Source organism: Pseudogracilibacillus sp. SO10305 (assembly GCF_037072005.1).
Lineage (GTDB): Bacteria > Bacillota > Bacilli > Bacillales > Amphibacillaceae > Pseudogracilibacillus > Pseudogracilibacillus intestinigallinarum.
Window position 1 is genome coordinate 1 of the sequence record NZ_JAXHDE010000024.1, and the last position, 16176, is coordinate 16176.

Annotated in this window: 15 protein-coding genes; 5 read left to right on the forward strand and 10 right to left on the reverse strand. The window is 36.6% G+C overall.

Translation table 11 applies throughout. The features are described 5' to 3' along the window. Positions 1-406 precede the first annotated feature (406 nt). Together SPD45_RS13880 and SPD45_RS13885 are read left to right on the forward strand one after the other, a co-directional pair. Positions 407-1900, forward strand: coding sequence for a catalase (locus tag SPD45_RS13880; protein WP_336268374.1), 1494 nt, complete (start codon positions 407-409; stop codon positions 1898-1900). Positions 1901-2116: 216 nt separating this feature from the next. Beyond that, entirely contained in the window at positions 2117-2998 is an 882-nt protein-coding gene (locus tag SPD45_RS13885) for a nuclease-related domain-containing protein (RefSeq protein WP_336268375.1), read from the forward strand. 565 nt (positions 2999-3563) lie between these two features. Here SPD45_RS13885 and SPD45_RS13890 read toward each other — a convergent pair. From SPD45_RS13890 to fadH, 10 genes are all read right to left on the reverse strand, one after another. Beyond that, entirely contained in the window at positions 3564-5732 is a 2169-nt protein-coding gene (locus tag SPD45_RS13890; protein WP_336268376.1) for a Tex family protein, read from the reverse strand. Between the two features lie 88 nt (positions 5733-5820). Next, entirely contained in the window at positions 5821-6612 is a 792-nt protein-coding gene (sigB, locus tag SPD45_RS13895; protein WP_336268377.1) for an RNA polymerase sigma factor SigB, read from the reverse strand. Continuing rightward, on the reverse strand, positions 6587-7069 hold the full coding sequence (gene rsbW, locus SPD45_RS13900) for an anti-sigma B factor RsbW (protein ID WP_336268378.1): 483 nt from the start codon (positions 7067-7069) through the stop codon (positions 6587-6589). Before rsbW ends, sigB begins: the two co-directional genes overlap by 26 nt. Before the next feature lie 22 nt (positions 7070-7091). Beyond that, on the reverse strand, positions 7092-7406 hold the full coding sequence (locus SPD45_RS13905; protein ID WP_336268379.1) for an STAS domain-containing protein: 315 nt from the start codon (positions 7404-7406) through the stop codon (positions 7092-7094). A 63-nt stretch (positions 7407-7469) separates the two neighbouring features. Further along, a complete protein-coding gene (locus tag SPD45_RS13910) occupies positions 7470-8480 on the reverse strand; it encodes a PP2C family protein-serine/threonine phosphatase (protein WP_336268380.1) in 1011 nt (336 codons plus the stop codon). 51 nt (positions 8481-8531) lie between these two features. Next, positions 8532-8906, reverse strand: coding sequence for a DUF4870 domain-containing protein (locus tag SPD45_RS13915; protein ID WP_336268381.1), 375 nt, complete (start codon positions 8904-8906; stop codon positions 8532-8534). 443 nt (positions 8907-9349) lie between these two features. Continuing rightward, positions 9350-9829, reverse strand: coding sequence for a hypothetical protein (locus SPD45_RS13920; RefSeq protein WP_336268382.1), 480 nt, complete (start codon positions 9827-9829; stop codon positions 9350-9352). Beyond that, complete coding sequence (locus SPD45_RS13925; RefSeq protein WP_336268383.1) at positions 9816-10082, reverse strand: hypothetical protein; 267 nt, start codon at positions 10080-10082, stop codon at positions 9816-9818. The genes SPD45_RS13920 and SPD45_RS13925 overlap by 14 nt, the downstream gene beginning before the upstream one ends. Positions 10083-10353: 271 nt before the next feature. Continuing rightward, entirely contained in the window at positions 10354-12726 is a 2373-nt protein-coding gene (locus SPD45_RS13930; protein WP_336268384.1) for a penicillin acylase family protein, read from the reverse strand. A gap of 15 nt (positions 12727-12741) precedes the next feature. Continuing rightward, the gene (gene fadH, locus SPD45_RS13935; protein ID WP_336268385.1) at positions 12742-13509 is read right to left on the reverse strand and encodes a 2,4-dienoyl-CoA reductase; all 768 of its coding nucleotides are present in this window, start codon (positions 13507-13509) and stop codon (positions 12742-12744) included. Positions 13510-13849: 340 nt separating this feature from the next. On the opposite strand from fadH, the gene ectA reads away from it, so the two are divergent. Genes ectA through SPD45_RS13950 form a run of 3 tightly spaced genes read left to right on the forward strand, consistent with a single transcriptional unit; the run spans position 13850 to position 16066 of the window. Further along, positions 13850-14356, forward strand: a complete 507-nt coding sequence (ectA, locus tag SPD45_RS13940; RefSeq protein ID WP_336268388.1) for a diaminobutyrate acetyltransferase — start codon at positions 13850-13852, stop codon at positions 14354-14356. Positions 14357-14379: 23 nt separating this feature from the next. Beyond that, on the forward strand, positions 14380-15663 hold the full coding sequence (gene ectB / locus SPD45_RS13945) for a diaminobutyrate--2-oxoglutarate transaminase (protein ID WP_336268386.1): 1284 nt from the start codon (positions 14380-14382) through the stop codon (positions 15661-15663). Between the two features lie 13 nt (positions 15664-15676). Further along, on the forward strand, positions 15677-16066 hold the full coding sequence (locus tag SPD45_RS13950; RefSeq protein WP_336268387.1) for an ectoine synthase: 390 nt from the start codon (positions 15677-15679) through the stop codon (positions 16064-16066). Positions 16067-16176 lie beyond the last annotated feature (110 nt).

The following is a 16176-nucleotide window of genomic DNA, read 5'->3' on the forward strand; positions in this document are numbered from 1 at the left end:
GTTTTCGCAAGTGTTGCATCTAATTTTTGGTTATTGCATCTATTTTCGCATGTGTTGCATCTAATTTTTGGTTATTGCATCTATTTTCGGCAGTGTTGCATCTAATTTTTGGTTATTGCATCTGTTTTCGCAGTTGTTGCATCTAATTTTTGGTTATTAGACCGATTCTATCATACCAAATTATCTTTCATTTGAATATTTCAACACATTCTCAATTAAGTGATCTTTTTTATCTCTAATCAATAATCTATGCACACATCCATATTTGATGTTTCAATTAGTGTTGAAACGGGTAATAAATAAGTATGAGCAATGTGATTGTAATTTATAATAAATATGATATTATAATAATTACAATGTAAAACGATTTTAATTTACATAAAATTTCTTCGGAGGTGCTTTTTTAATGAGCAATAATGACAAAAACATGAACAAAAGAAGACTAACAACTGCAGCAGGTAATCCAGTACCGGACAATGAAAACTCTTTAACAGCTGGCCCACGTGGTCCCATTTTATTACAAGACTTCTGGTTACTTGAAAAACAAGCACACTTTAACCGTGAAGTAATTCCTGAACGCCGTATGCACGCAAAAGGTTCTGGTGCACACGGAACATTCAGAGTAACAAATGATATTACAAAATATACGAAAGCAAAAATTTTCTCAGAAGTAGGAAAAGAAACACCAATGTTCGCACGTTTTTCTACAGTAGCTGGAGAACGTGGAGCAGCAGATGCTGAGCGTGATATTCGTGGATTCGCATTAAAATTTTATACAGAAGAAGGAAACTGGGACCTAGTTGGGAACAACACACCTGTATTCTTCTTTAGAGATGGTATGCATTTCCCTGATTTAAACCACGCAGTAAAACGTGATCCACGTACAAACATGCGTTCACCGAACAACAACTGGGACTTCTGGTCACTTTTACCTGAATCGTTACACCAAGTAACTATTACAATGAGTGAGCGTGGAATTCCTAAATCGTATCGTCATATGCATGGGTTCGGAAGTCACGCATATAGCATGATTAATGCAGATAATGAACGTGTTTGGGTGAAATTCCATTTCGTTACACAACAAGGTATCGAATTTTTAACAGATGAAGAAGCTGAAAAATTAATCGGTAAAGATCGCGAATCACATCAGCGTGATTTATATGAATCTATTGAAAATGGCGATTATCCGAAATGGAAAATGTACATTCAAGTAATGACAGAAGATGAAGCACAAAATATGCCATACAATCCGTTTGACTTAACGAAAGTTTGGTATAAAGGGGACTTCCCATTAATTGAAGTGGGAGAGTTTGAGTTAAATAGAAACCCAGAAAACTATTTTGCTGATGTAGAGCAAGCTGCATTTTCTCCAGCGAGCATCGTTCCCGGAATTGGTTATTCACCAGATAAAATGTTACAAGCTCGTTTATTCTCATATGCAGATGCACAGCGTTACCGTTTAGGTGTAAACCATCACCAAATTCCGGTAAACCAACCAAAATGTCCATTCCATAGTTTCCACCGTGACGGACAAATGCGTACAGACGGAAACTTAGGAAGTACATTACATTATCATCCAAACAGTTATGATGAATGGCAAGATAATCCGGATGTTAAGGAGCCACCTTTAGACTTATTCGGTGCAGCAGATCATTGGAACTTCCGTGAAGATGATGATAATTATTATGAGCAGCCTGGAAAATTATTCCGTTTAATGGATGATGAAGCAAAAGAACGTCTATTCGGAAATACAGCGCGTAATTTTGACGGAGCAGAAGAATTCATTAAAATTCGCCATATTACAAACTGTTATAAAGCTGATCCAGCATATGGTGAAGGTGTTGCAAAAGCAGCAGGCATCGACATGGATAAAGTAATGAAAGCTTTAGAAGAAAACTAAATTTTACTGATCAAAACACTTACAAATTTGCATTTTCGGATGCATTTTGTAAGTGTTTTTTAAATTTATCAAATCATATTTACTTTATGTTTCACCCTATCTATAATATGTATAAAATTACATAGGGGGTTAAAATCAATTATTAAACAACGAAACATACCTTATACTTTACGGTTTTTAAATGCACTTGTCCCAAGAATCAGCAATACCCACTCCATGTATGAACCTTTAAAAATTCAAGCCGCAAAAGCACAAAAAGGATTAAATGGTGAGCGAAAATTAGATTATCATTTACGTATGCTTCCATCGACAATTTATAGTGTATTAAATGATATATCGTTTGAGTTAAGAGACATCACTTTTCAAATAGATGCCTGCATCGTTTCCAATCATGCGATATACTTAATCGATTCAAAAAGCATCGATGGTGAAGCAATTTTTAGTACGCAATTGGAACAACTAACTCAAAAACATAAAAATAAGGAACGAAATATAAAATACCCTTTAACCCAACTAGAATCAAATAAATTTTTAATCATGCAATGGCTACAAGAACGATCATTAGAAGGCTTTCCCATTTATTACTTCGTTTCCATTGCTGATTCAACAACTATTATCAAAGTAATCGGTGATGAAGCCCATATCGCAACACACGTGACTTTCGCAGAAAATATTCCATTTTACATTAAAAGACAGAATGAAACACTGGAAAAGCGCTACCCTAACGGAAATCCTACATTAAAAAATAAAATTGTTACACAAATGATGCAAGCATATAAGGATTTAAAAATTGATTATTTTAAGAAATTCAAAATAGACATTCGTGATGTTCAACCAGGCGTTATTTGCAAAAAATGTTATCGTCTTGAAACAGCTTATTTAAAAGGAAAATGGATTTGCCAACATTGTCATTATATAGATCGCTTTGCATATAGGCGTTCTTTAGAGGAATTTTTTATTCTATTCGGTCCGAGCATTTCTAATAAAGAGGCAAGATGGTTTTTACGTGTGCCGAGTCGGGTAACAATCACGAAAATTTTGCAGCGAAGTAATTTAATTTATAATCGACAAAATAAACGTTGGTACAAGCAAAAATAACAGTAACAAACGGGCTAATCAAATGTGCGGAATTCGGATGCAATAAACGGAATTCAGATGCAACAAGCGCGAAAACAGATGCAATAAACGGAATTCAGATGCAACAAACGCAAAAACAGATGCAATAAACGGAATTCAGATGCAACAAAAGCGAAAACAGATGCAATAAACGGAATTTGGATGCAACAAGCGCGAAAACAGATGCAATAAACAAAATTTGGATGCAACAAACGCGATAACAGATGCAATAAACGGAATTCAGATGCAACAAGCGCGAAAACAGATGCAATAAACAAAATTTAGATGCAACAAACCCAAAAACAGATGCGATAAACAAATTTCAGATGCAACAAACCCAAAAACAGATGCGATAAACAAATTTCAGATGCAACAAAAGCGAAAACAGATGCAATAAACAAATTTCAGATGCAACAAGCGCGAAAACAGATGCAATAAACGAATTTCAGATGCAACAAACCCAAAAACAGATGCAATAAATAAGCAAAAACCCCCTTAATATGAGCCACTAAATCTCACATTAAGGGGGTAATAACATTAAAAAGTTCTATTTAGCTGCTTCCTGAAGCATAGTTAAAGCAATACGGCCACGTTTGACATCTACTTCGTCCACCCAAACCGTTACAACGTCGCCTACTGATACTACATCCATTGGGTGTTTCACAAAATGATTGGCTAATTTTGAAATGTGAACGAGCCCATCTTGTCCAACTCCGATATCGACAAACGCACCAAAGTCAACAACATTACGAACTGTCCCTTCCATTTCCATTCCTTCTTCTAAATCTTCCAACGATAACACTTTTTGTTTTAAAATTGGTTGTGGGAAATCATCGCGTAAATCACGTCCGGGACGGCTTAATGCTTCCACGATATCTTGTAATGTCGGTACACCAACATCCAATTTTTCTGCTAACACATTTAAATCGACTTTCGCTAATGCTGCACGAACATCATCAGAACCTACATCTTCAAGTGAAAATCCGACTTCTGTCAGTAATGCTTTCGTTACATCATAACTTTCAGGGTGGATCGGTGTCATATCAAGTGGATTTGCACCATCAATAACACGTAAGAATCCAATACTTTGCTCATATGTTTTCGGTCCAAGTCGTGGAACTTTTTTCAATTGTGTACGATTTGAAAATTTACCTAAATCCTCACGAGCGACGACAATATTTTTCGCAATCGTTTTACTTAAACCAGCGACATGTTCTAACAAGGAAGCTGAAGCCGTGTTTACATTCACACCGACTTGGTTTACAGCTGTTTCTACAACGAAATCAAGTGAATGTGTTAATTCCTTCTGACTTACATCATGTTGGTATTGTCCGACACCGATTGACTTCGGATCAATTTTCACTAATTCCGCAAGTGGATCTTGGACTCTTCTTCCAATCGACACAGCACTTCTTTCTTCGACCTCTAAATCTGGAAACTCTTCTCGAGCTAGTTCAGAAGCAGAATAAACACTTGCCCCTGCTTCATTGACAATGATATAAGGTACATCCAAATTGTTTTTATCGATAACATCCGCAATAAATTGTTCCGTCTCACGTGAGGCAGTTCCATTTCCAATAGCAATTAATTTAATTGGATATTTCTCGAATAACTTTAGAACAATTTTTTCAGCACCTTTTACATCATTTCGAGGTGCTGTTGGGAACATGACACCTACTTCTAACATTTTTCCTGTTTCATCGACGACCGCTAACTTACAACCAGTACGAAATGCTGGGTCGACACTTAGTATAACGCGGCCTTTTAACGGTGGTTGTAATAATAAATTACGTAAATTCTCTGAGAAAACATTAATCGCTTGTGATTCTGCAGTCTCCGTTAAACGCGCACGAATTTCTCGTTCAACCGACGGCTCAATTAAACGTTTATAACTATCTTCCATTGCCGCTTCTATTAACTTAGCACAATCCTCCGATTGCACTTTTCCAATAACTTTTTTTTGTAAAAATTGCATAATTTTTTCTTCTGGTGCCACTACTTTCACGCGAAGGACATCTTCCTTTTCTCCACGGTTAATCGCCAATGTACGATGTGATACAAGAGAACGGATTGCCTCATCGTATTCATAATACATTTTGAAAATTTCTTTCTCATCTTTTTCTGCATTTTTTACAGTTGTTTCAATCGTTCCTAATTTCCAAGTCGTTTCACGTATGTAATCACGGTATGCAGGATCATCTGAAATCCACTCCGCTATAATGTCGTTAGCTCCCGCGAGCACGTCTTCTACCTTAGATAGTTCATGCTCTTCTGAGAAAAATTGTTCCGCGGTCGCTTCTATATTTTCGATCGACTGTGTAAAAATCTGTTCTGCTAACGGCTCTAAGCCTTTTTCCTTTGCAATAGTTGCGCGAGTACGGCGCTTCTGACGATATGGGCGATATAAATCTTCCACTCGCTGTAACTTTGTTGCCGCTTCAATATTTTTTTGTAATTCCTCTGTCAATTTTCCTTGTTCATCAATTAAACGAATGACTTCTTCTTTTCGTTCTGCCAACTGGACTGCATATTGCCAATGGTCTTGAATATCTTTTATTTGCACTTCATCTAGTCCACCAGTTGCTTCCTTTCGATAACGAGCAATAAATGGCACCGTATTTCCTTCGTCTAATAACTTGATTACTTGTTGTACAATCGCTTGTTTTAATTGTAATTCTTTCGCTACTAATTCCATTAAATGCGTTTGATCGTTCATTTTGCATTCTCCTTCCATCATCCTATTTTATCATAGGAATCACCTATCACAAAAAAGAGATTGGAGTGTACATTTCTCCAACCTCTTCTTATTCGACCGTTGAAACTTCGCCCCGACCTTTTTCTAATTCATCTTTTAATTTTTTCAATGCTTTACGTTGTAAACGAGACACATGCATTTGTGAAATACCTAACAATTCCCCAACTTCTTTTTGGCTTAAATTTTCAAAGAAAATGAGTTTTAATATTTCTTGTTCCCGCTTGTCCAACACCGGAAAAATCTTTTCTAACATCATATGTAAATCAACTTTTTCATAATATTCATCTTCTAAACCGACTAAATCTAATATGGAAACCGTGTTTCCCTCTCCATCTGATTCATGTTTATAATCGACAGATAAAGCGCGATAACTTTTTGTCATTTCCATCGTTTCTAACACTTCTTCTTCTGTCACTTCAAGGTAAGACGCTATATCTTGTACTGTCGGAGACCTCTGTAAATCATTCGTCAATGTTTCTACCGCACGATTAATTTTTGGGCCTAGTTCTTTAATACGCCTGGGAACATGGACACTCCACGTTTTATCACGAATATAACGTTTTATTTCACCGATAATCGTTGGGATGGCGAATGCCTCAAACGTTTTCCCAAATTCCGCATCAAAACGTTCCGCAGCCATTAATAAACCAATCATGCCAACTTGTGCTAAATCTTCATGATTTCCTCGGCTTTGAGAATATTTCCGTGCTAAAGAATGAACAAGCCCTTCAAAATGAAGGACTAATTTTTCTTTCACTATCTCATCTTCAGATTCTTGTTGGAGACGTTCTATCCAACGGTATACTTCGCCTTCTTCACTTTGTTGTTTGGACTTTGTCATCGATTTCCACCCCAGTTTCGTCGAGAAACTTTGTCATTAATACTACGACACCATACTCGTTATTAATTTCAACTTTATCCATTAAGGCGTTAATCAAATACAGTCCAAAACCCCCTTCACGCATTTGAGTTACGGGTTTCATTTCATTTATTTGATTCATCGGGCCGATACGATTTTTTACATCTTCAAAATTGAAACTCTCCCCTTGATCCGCTACCATCATTTCAATTTTGTCTTCGTACACTCCAAACCCAATTCTTACTTCTCCACGATCTTCCTTCTCATAAGCGTGTGTGACAACATTCGTCACAGCTTCGGATAAAGCAATTTTTAAATCTTCAATTGCTTCATATGAAAAGCCCATTCGGCTAGCAATTCCAGAGATTGTTAAACGAACAACCCCGACATAAGCCGGTTTTGCAGGAATTTTCATTTCAATAAAATCAAACTGCGTCATCTTATCTTTCCCTCCTGAACGATCATTTCGGTACGACATTCATGATTTCATGTAATCCAGTCACTTGGAATAATCTTAATACACGATCTTTTACATGAATAATTTCTATTATACTATTATGTTGTTTCGATGATTTATATGCATTTATAAACACACCTAGACCTGTACTATCTAAGTATGAAATGTTTTCTAAATCTATTTTAATCGTATGTCCCGCTTCTTCTGTTAACGGGATTAATTTATCTCTTAACGATGGGGCAGTATATACATCAATTTCCCCGGATAATTGTACGATTGTTTTTTTTCCTTCGTCCTTTATTTCTATGTTTAAATTCATTGTCGTCACCTCTTTTTTCACCTACTCCATCTTCAATACTGTTATACCCGAACAATCAAAAGATTAAACAAATCTTTTAATAATTAATAATGTAAAATCATCTTTTAATTGAAAGTCATCCATTTGTTCAAAATAATTGTACACACTCTCTACTTGTTCCTGTGCAGACAAGTGAGAGAACCTTTGGATTACTTCTATTAATTCTTGCTTTGTAATAAAACGATCGCCTCGTTTACACTCTGTTACACCATCTGTTAGCAAAATAATGCTATCGCCTACTTCAATTTCTAACGTATATTCCTCATATTGTGCTTTTTTCACTACCCCAAGCACAATTCCTTTCGCTTCCATTTCCTCATATCGATCCGTTGCTTTTCGATAAATAAAACCTGGCTCATGCCCAGCGGACGCAAATTTAAAGACATTTGTTGCCAAATTATATTGCCCAAATAACATCGTAATAAAAATATTTGCCGTTACGTTTCGCTCTACAATATGATTTAAATTCCGAAGTACTGTCGGCGGACACATCGATTCATCATAAAAAATATCCATCGCATATTTAATCATCGACATGCTTAGCGCTGCAGGCACACCTTTTCCAATAACGTCCGCAATCCCGAAGTTTAAAATACCATTTTCTCCTTCTGTAAAATGGTAGTAATCTCCATTCAGCTGACGATATGGCACACTAATAGCTCCGATATCTAACGTTTTATATGTAGGAATTTCTGTTTTTAATAATGTTTTTTGCATATTAGCCGCCACTTGCATTTCTGATTTCAATTCAAGACGTTCTGTATTTAACTGTTCGAATTTACTATTTGCAACACGGTATGCAATTAATGATTCCAATAAAAATTGCAATGATTGTTTGTATTCACTAACTGTTTCACCATAAATCGAGTCCATTGCCTTCATATGTATGCGGACAATCTCTTCTGGGAAAATATTTCGATTCACAAAAGAGGAACTCATTACTTTTGCTTCCATCAAGTACTTTTCATCATTCGTTTGCAAAAACTTCTCTAACAAATCTGTGTATATTTTCGTATCTTTTAAAATGTTTTGCATATGCTTCAGTCCCCCTGTTTTTTTTATGTTAGAACCTAACATATGATCATGTTATCGTATAAATTTAATGGTAAACGGAATGCTATACCATTCTCCTTGATAAGCTTTTATTGCACCAAAAATTGTAAAGATGATGACTAAAAGTCCAACAATCGGCAATAAAATAAACCCAATTAATAAAATTTTCAAGATCACCGCGATAATGCCATAAATTACGAATGAAATTAAAAAGTTAAGATAGTTTTTTCCATGGAAATCGACAAACTTTGAATCATCCCTTTTCAATAACCAAATAAGAAGAGGTCCGATAATCGTTGTGAAAAAACTCGTTAAATAAATGAGCATCGCAAAAATTCGCTCATCATTATTCGGTTCCACATAATATTTATCTCCATCCACAAAAATCGTCGTTCGATTATTTGTCATGTTTATCCTCCAATATAATTATATCATTATGAAAATAATATCACTTTTTGGTTTTATTTGCTATATGGGAAAGGGCTTATTGTATTAAAAAAGAACTTCTAAATTATCCATTTCCATTAGGTATTTTCGTCTATAAATTTAGATAAGTGCAAAAATGAACTAATTTAAATAGAAGCAATACCTTGTTCTATCTTAATAAGTGCTGCATAATTAAAACTCTAACTTATGGGTGAGCACTACCGAACTATTGGTTTGCTCCGCTGCTAAAAGCCTTCGTGACCGATTTCAGCCTAAGACACTCACTGAACGATCGATCTCCCTACAGCACAACATCCACGCACGCATATTTTAAGAATCACTTATTACTATCTTTTTTATCTCGTTGTCCCATAAATGAATCGTACTTTCGAATAACGATAGTTAATCGCTTATATAATCATCTTTTAGCTGTTTTCTTGCAACTTCGACCTGCATTCTTGCAACTTCGGCACATATTCTTGCAACTTCGGCCTATATTCTTGCGACTTCGACCTGTATTCTTGCAACTTCGGCACACATTCTTGCAACTTCGGCACGTATTCTTGCAACTTATAGCCGTATTCTTGCAACTTCGGGCCGCATTCTTGCAACTTCGACCTGCATTCTTGCAACTTCGGCCTATATTCTTGCAACTTCGACCAGTATTCTTGCAACTTCGACCAGTATTCTTGCAACTTCGACCAGTATTCTTGCAACTTCGGCACATATTCTTGCAACTTCGACCTACATTCTTGCAACTTCGACCTGCATTCTTGCAACTTCGGCACACATTCTTGCAACTTCGGCACGTATTCTTGCAACTTATAGCCGTATTCTTGCAACTTCGGGCCGCATTCTTGCAACTTCGACCTGCATTCTTGCAACTTCGGCCTATATTCTTGCAACTTCGGGCACGCATTCTTGCAACTTCGGCACGTATTCTTGCAACTTCGGCACATATTCTTGCAACTTCGGCACATATTCTTGCAACTTCGACCTACATTCTTGCAACTTCGACCTGCATTCTTGCAACTTCGGCACATATTCTTGCAACTTCGGCCAGTATTCTTGCAACTTCGGCCAGTATTCTTGCAACTTCGGCCTATATTCTTGCAACTTATAGCCGCATTCTTGCAACTCCGACCAGTATTCTTGCAACTACCTAGTTTCCATTTTTGTATTTTGGAGCAAATACAATATAATACTTACATCTCCACTGTGTCTATTCTCATCCTGCATTAGGATTGCCTCCTTCTCTTCTAAGATATGCTGGTCTGGAAACCAACTTTATCTTATCACGAGAGGAAGCATTTATAATACCATACTAAAAGATACATAAAACCCCCGGCAGAGCCAGAGATTTTCAAATGCACAAAATGCACAAAAAACACAGAAACGGTACTAAACCGCTTCTGTGCATTAGCAAAAATTATTTTGGAATAATTTTTAACACTGAACCTGACACCCCATCCAACACTGTTTCATGATATGTTCCATCTACCCAATCTTCTGCTTGGTCACGATACCATTCACTTCTAAAATGCCCCGATTGCCCTGGACTAACCGTATGATAGCCAGTTGTTGGCTCTTCCATATCAATGACAAAACGCCATGAAGCCCCATGATTCACTATACCATCTTCTCCAGCACGTGCCGCTAAAGGGGTTACCGCACTCCCATCAACAGGCAAAGGTTTTCCAGCATCAAAAAAATAACCTAATAATTTATTCGCACTTGATAAAGGATGTTTAAATTGAACTTGATGAAAATCGCCCCATTTCCATTTCGACTCGTCTTTGCCAAAATCTTTCTCAATCGAAGCTATCGCCTCACGAAATGCAGTATAAACAATATGTTCGATTGTTCCTAATTCTGCTACCCAAATCGAATCATTTCCTAAACGGAGCAATTCATCTGTCGTTTGGCCTCTTCCACTAAACAAATCGAACACCGCTTCATCAATATCTGTATATAAAATTTCCTCCAATTGAACGAACCACTGATCAAATAATAACGGTGCTGCTAAATTTTTATCATTCACAAAATTCCATTCTTCCAATAAATCTAATAATTGCTGTTCACGTTCATCCAACTCTACCTCTTCTAATAAACTTACAAAATAAGGTACAAACTCGCGTGCTCGTAAATTTGTAGCATCCATTTGCAATGCTTGCATATCTTCTACCGTTAACGCGTCACTATCATCTAATACTTCAAATATACGTTCATACCGATATGGTTGAGCCCATACATTACTAATATGGTATGGATATTTTTCAGAAGCTACTTTATTATTCGCCGTCGCAATAAAACCTTTTTCTGGATTCACGACTTTCGGCAACTCATCAAATGATATAAAATCATTCCATTCATTTTTCGCATCCCATCCCTCTAATGGAAGCAATGCATCTGTGCCATCTTCATAGATTGGTATTTTTCCATTCGCTTTATACGCAATCGTACCGTCAACATCCGCAAATACGAAATTTTGTACAGGCGCATGGAAATCTTCTAATCCCTTTTCAAAACTTTCCCAATCTGTCGCACGATTCATTTGCAAAATTGCTTGTAATTCTGTCGTAGCATCTAACGCAGTCCACCGTAGCGACAACACATTATTTGCCCCTGTTTCCTTCGCAAATTCAGATATAATTGGACCATGACGTGTTTCTACTACCTCATAATCAATCGTTTCTCCGTCCTTTACCATAATGGGCTCTGCAATTACCTCTGCATCTTCCCACTCTTCTTCAAATAAAAATTGGGTAGCATTATCTGGATTTCTTTTTTCAATATACAATTGTTGTACATCTGGTCCAGTATTCGTAACACCCCAAGCAATTTGTTCGTTATGCCCTAAAATAATACCTGGAACTCCAGCAAAAATAACACCACTTACATTCATATCTTCCGCCTCTAAATGCATTTGCAGCCATACTGACGGAGTCGCAAGCCCTAAATGCGGATCATCTGCTAAATAAGGTTTTCCAGAGGTCGTCTTTTCTCCACTAACAACCCAATTATTGCTCCCATTAAATTCATCAGGAACCACCACATCTTTAAAACTTGTTGCAATATCTAGTTCTACATCTTCTATCATCGTTTTGGCATTTTTTGGATAGGAAGGAAATATTTCTAAAGCCTTCGCTTCATCAAAAGTTTCTAACAAGTAATAATTGAACGCTTGCCTTTCCCAATGACCACCTAAATCAAATGCCATATACTTTCCAATCGTTAAAGAATCTAAAGGTGTCCAAGGTTCAGGTGTTGTGCCAAGTAAAGTAAATTCAACTGGCAATGTACCATCGTCAGCCGCTTCTTCTATATAAGCATTCACTCCATCACTAAACCATTGCAACACTTCTTTTGCTTCGTCTGAATATACATCATACGATTTTTCCGCAGCACGTCTTAATCCAAGAGTTCTGAAATACTTATCATTATCGACAGTCGCTTCACCAATCACTTCACTCAATGTACCAGACGCTTGCCTCCGTGATAATTCCATTTGGAACAATCGATGTTGGGCTTGTATATATCCTTGTGCCGTATACAAATCTTGCATATTTTTTGCCTTTATATGTGGTACTCCATGCTCATCTGTCTCCACAATCACTTCTTCTTTTACTGGTAAAGTGACCTCACCCTCTACAATAGGCAAAGATTTATGTACAAAATTGTACCCATATATGACAGCACCAACAACACCGATGAGTAAAACAGCTAATACAATATAAATAACTCTCAACCATACTCGACGTTTCTTCTGATTGTCTTGTCGTTTATATGCTATTTCCTCCATCACATTCCCTCCATTTTAAAACGGAAATTGATTCAACCACTGGCCTCCATCCATCGTCACTACTTCACCATTAATATATGCAGCATCTTTTGAGAATAAAAATGCAGCTAAACCAGCGATTTCTTCCGGTGTTCCAAAACGTTTTAATGGAATAGAATTACGTGTCCGTTCCGTCATTTCTTCCGACAACATTAACTTATCCGCTCCACCTGTTCGCTCAATTGGCCCTGGTGCAATCGCATTAACACGAATGCCATATTTCGATCCCCATTCCACAGCCAATGTACGAGTTAAACTCAATACGCCTGCTTTCGCCGCAGCACTATGTACCACACCAACTCCGGCATCCCATGCATATGTTGCAACCATATTAATCATCGATCCTTGTTTTTTCTGATCAATCCAATATTTTCCCACAGCTTGCGAACAATAAAACGTACCATTCAACACAATATCAATGACAGAATTCCAACCATTTACAGATAAATCTTCTGCATACACAACAAAATTTCCTGCCGCATTATTTACTAAATGATCAATTGTCCCGAACATTTCTACCGTCTCTTTCACCATACGGTCAACATCATCTACATTTCTAACATCCATTTGCACAAAGCCTACTTTTCCAGATGCTGTTTCTTCAAGTTCTTTTTTTACTTCTTGTAGTTTTTCTTCATTTCTTCCCGTAATAACAACATTTGCCCCATCATCCGCAAATCTCTTTGCCATATATTTCCCCATTCCACTTGATCCACCTGTTACAATAACTGTTTCGCCTTTCATTTTAACATCCTCCTCTTTGTAATCGCTTTCTTTATTCCAAAGCGCAAAAATGAATAACCATTCACTATCTATGTATCAATTTTATCAAATAAAATTGTATATGCAAGTAGAAAATAAAGCGTTTTCACATAAATCTCGACGATAACGGAAGAAACAAGACCATTTTAAAGAGATTCGTAGATAAACATATAAAAATTTACGCTAAACAATACTGAACAAAAACTATGCCGTTATATGACGATGAGAGAGGTTTGCAAACTTTTTTTGCTATCGGTACGATTAATAGTGTAGATTTCATAGGAGGTGAATCGCCGTTAGTACTTTAATAAAAGAAACGGCTATTGAATTAAAAAGTGGTGAATTAGTTCACTTTAGAAACCCGACAGAAGACGATGGAAGTGAAATGTTTCGCATAGTAGAAGAATCGAAAGTGTTAGATGTAAACTCTCCGTATAGTTATTTAATGTGGAGTAAATTTTTCTCTAATACATCGATCGTTGCAGAAACGGAGGATGGAGAGATTATCGGTTTTGTTTCAGGATTTATTCAGCCTGAGGCTCCAGACACTTTTTTCGTTTGGCAAGTTGCCGTTGATTCAACATATCGCGGGAACGGACTGGCAACGAAACTAATTCATCGAATTTTAAGCCAATTAAAAGAAACAGAAGACGTGAAATATTTGGAAGCAACTGTTACACCGTCAAACATTCCTTCTAGCAGTTTATTTAGAGGAATGGCAAAGAAATACCGTGCAAATTGCGCTATTTTTGACTGTTTTACAGAAGAACAATTTCCAACAGATGATCACGAAAAAGAATTGACGTACCGTATTGGACCAATTCAATAAAAATAATGGAGGATTAAAAATTAATGACAATCACAATGGAAGATTCCAAAGTGACAATGAAAACTTTTGAAACATATGAATCAGAGGTAAGGAGTTACAGCCGTAGTTTTCCAACTGTATTTAAAAAAGCGAAAGGGTATAAATTATGGGATGTAGACGGAAACGAATATATCGACTTTTTCGCTGGAGCTGGAACATTAAATTACGGTCATAATAATGAACAAATGAAAGATAAACTAGTTGAGTATATTACGAGTGATGCAATTACTCACAGTTTAGATATGGCAACAGAAGCTCGTGGAGCATTTTTACAAAAGTTCCATGATGTTATTCTTGCACCGAGAAACTTAGATTACAAAGTGATGTTCCCAGGTCCAACTGGAACGAACGCAGTAGAAAGTGCGTTAAAATTAGCGAGAAAAGCAACAGGTAGAACAAATATTATGAGTTTTACAAACGCTTTTCATGGGATGACAATCGGATCACTCGCAATTACTGGGAATCAGACAAAACGTGAAGGTGCTGGGATTCCACTAACAAATACTGTTTCCATGCCTTTTGATGCATATGATGAAAATACAGACTCACTTTCATTAATTGAAAGTTATTTAAATAATACAAGTAGTGGTGTGGACTTACCCGCTGCTATTATCGTTGAAACGGTACAAGGTGAAGGCGGAATTAACGCAGCAAGCGAAGAGTGGTTACGAGGAATCGAAAAAATAGCCCGAAAATTTGAAATATTGCTAATTGTCGACGACATTCAAGCAGGTTGTGGACGTACTGGTACATTTTTCAGTTTTGAACGTGCTGGGATTACACCAGATATCGTTTGTTTATCAAAATCAATTGGTGGATATGGATTGCCAATGGCAATTACATTATTCAATAAAGAATTAGATATTTGGGGACCCGGTGAGCATAACGGAACATTCCGTGGAAACAACTTAGCTTTTATCGCTGCAACAGAGGCGCTCACTTATTGGGAAAACGATACTTTTTCAAATGAAATTGATAAAAAAGCAGCCTTAATTGAGGATTTTACAACAGAAATGGTACAGAAATATCCAGAAATTAAAGGAGAAACTCGTGGACGTGGTTTAATGCAAGGTGTTGCATGTCATGTTGACGGTGTCGCAGAAAAAATTTGTGCCGCATCATTTGAACAAGGATTATTAATGGAAACATCTGGTCCAAAAGATGAAGTATTCAAATTTTTACCACCTTTAATGATCGATGAAGAAGGGCTTAAAAAAGGATTCCAAATTATCGAAAATAGTATACAATCAATCGTAGAAGAATTGTAGGAGGAAACGAAACATGATCGTAAGACATTTAAAAGACATTTTAGATACAGAAAAAGAAGTAAAAGCTGACACTTGGTCTAGTAGAAGATTATTATTAAAAGATGATAAAATGGGATTCTCATTCCATGAAACGATCATTTATGCTGGAACTGAAACACATATCCATTACAAAAATCACCTTGAAGCAGTGTACTGTGTAAGTGGCGATGGGGAAATCGAAACAATTAAAGATGGAAAAGTGTACCCTATTACTGATGGAACAATGTATGCATTAAATGATAATGATGAACATTATTTACGTGGTGGGAAAGAAGATATGCGTCTTATTTGCGTATTCAATCCACCATTAGTTGGAACTGAAACACATGATGAAGATGGAGTATATCCTTTATTAGAGGATTAATATATAAAAAGGCGGCAAGCACTTTATTAAACATTGTGCTTGCCGCTTTTTTATATTAAATTGTTATTTTATTTCCCCTGTCCAGCCGTTCATTCCATCCACCATATTAA

Excerpts from the sequence above, each read along its gene's own strand:
- sigB (WP_336268377.1), bottom strand. The coding sequence starts at position 6,612 with ATGACAAAGTCCAAACAACAAAGTGAAGAAGGCGAAGTATACCGTTGG.
- SPD45_RS13910 (WP_336268380.1), bottom strand. The coding sequence starts at position 8,480 with ATGCAAAACATTTTAAAAGATACGAAAATATACACAGATTTGTTAGAG.
- SPD45_RS13930 (WP_336268384.1), bottom strand. The coding sequence starts at position 12,726 with ATGGAGGAAATAGCATATAAACGACAAGACAATCAGAAGAAACGTCGA.
- fadH (WP_336268385.1), bottom strand. The coding sequence starts at position 13,509 with ATGAAAGGCGAAACAGTTATTGTAACAGGTGGATCAAGTGGAATGGGG.
- SPD45_RS13890 (WP_336268376.1), bottom strand. The coding sequence starts at position 5,732 with ATGAACGATCAAACGCATTTAATGGAATTAGTAGCGAAAGAATTACAA.
- rsbW (WP_336268378.1), bottom strand. The coding sequence starts at position 7,069 with ATGACGCAGTTTGATTTTATTGAAATGAAAATTCCTGCAAAACCGGCT.
- SPD45_RS13885 (WP_336268375.1), top strand. The coding sequence starts at position 2,117 with ATGTATGAACCTTTAAAAATTCAAGCCGCAAAAGCACAAAAAGGATTA.
- SPD45_RS13905 (WP_336268379.1), bottom strand. The coding sequence starts at position 7,406 with ATGAATTTAAACATAGAAATAAAGGACGAAGGAAAAAAAACAATCGTA.
- SPD45_RS13880 (WP_336268374.1), top strand. The coding sequence starts at position 407 with ATGAGCAATAATGACAAAAACATGAACAAAAGAAGACTAACAACTGCA.
- SPD45_RS13915 (WP_336268381.1), bottom strand. The coding sequence starts at position 8,906 with ATGACAAATAATCGAACGACGATTTTTGTGGATGGAGATAAATATTAT.
- SPD45_RS13950 (WP_336268387.1), top strand. The coding sequence starts at position 15,677 with ATGATCGTAAGACATTTAAAAGACATTTTAGATACAGAAAAAGAAGTA.
- ectB (WP_336268386.1), top strand. The coding sequence starts at position 14,380 with ATGACAATCACAATGGAAGATTCCAAAGTGACAATGAAAACTTTTGAA.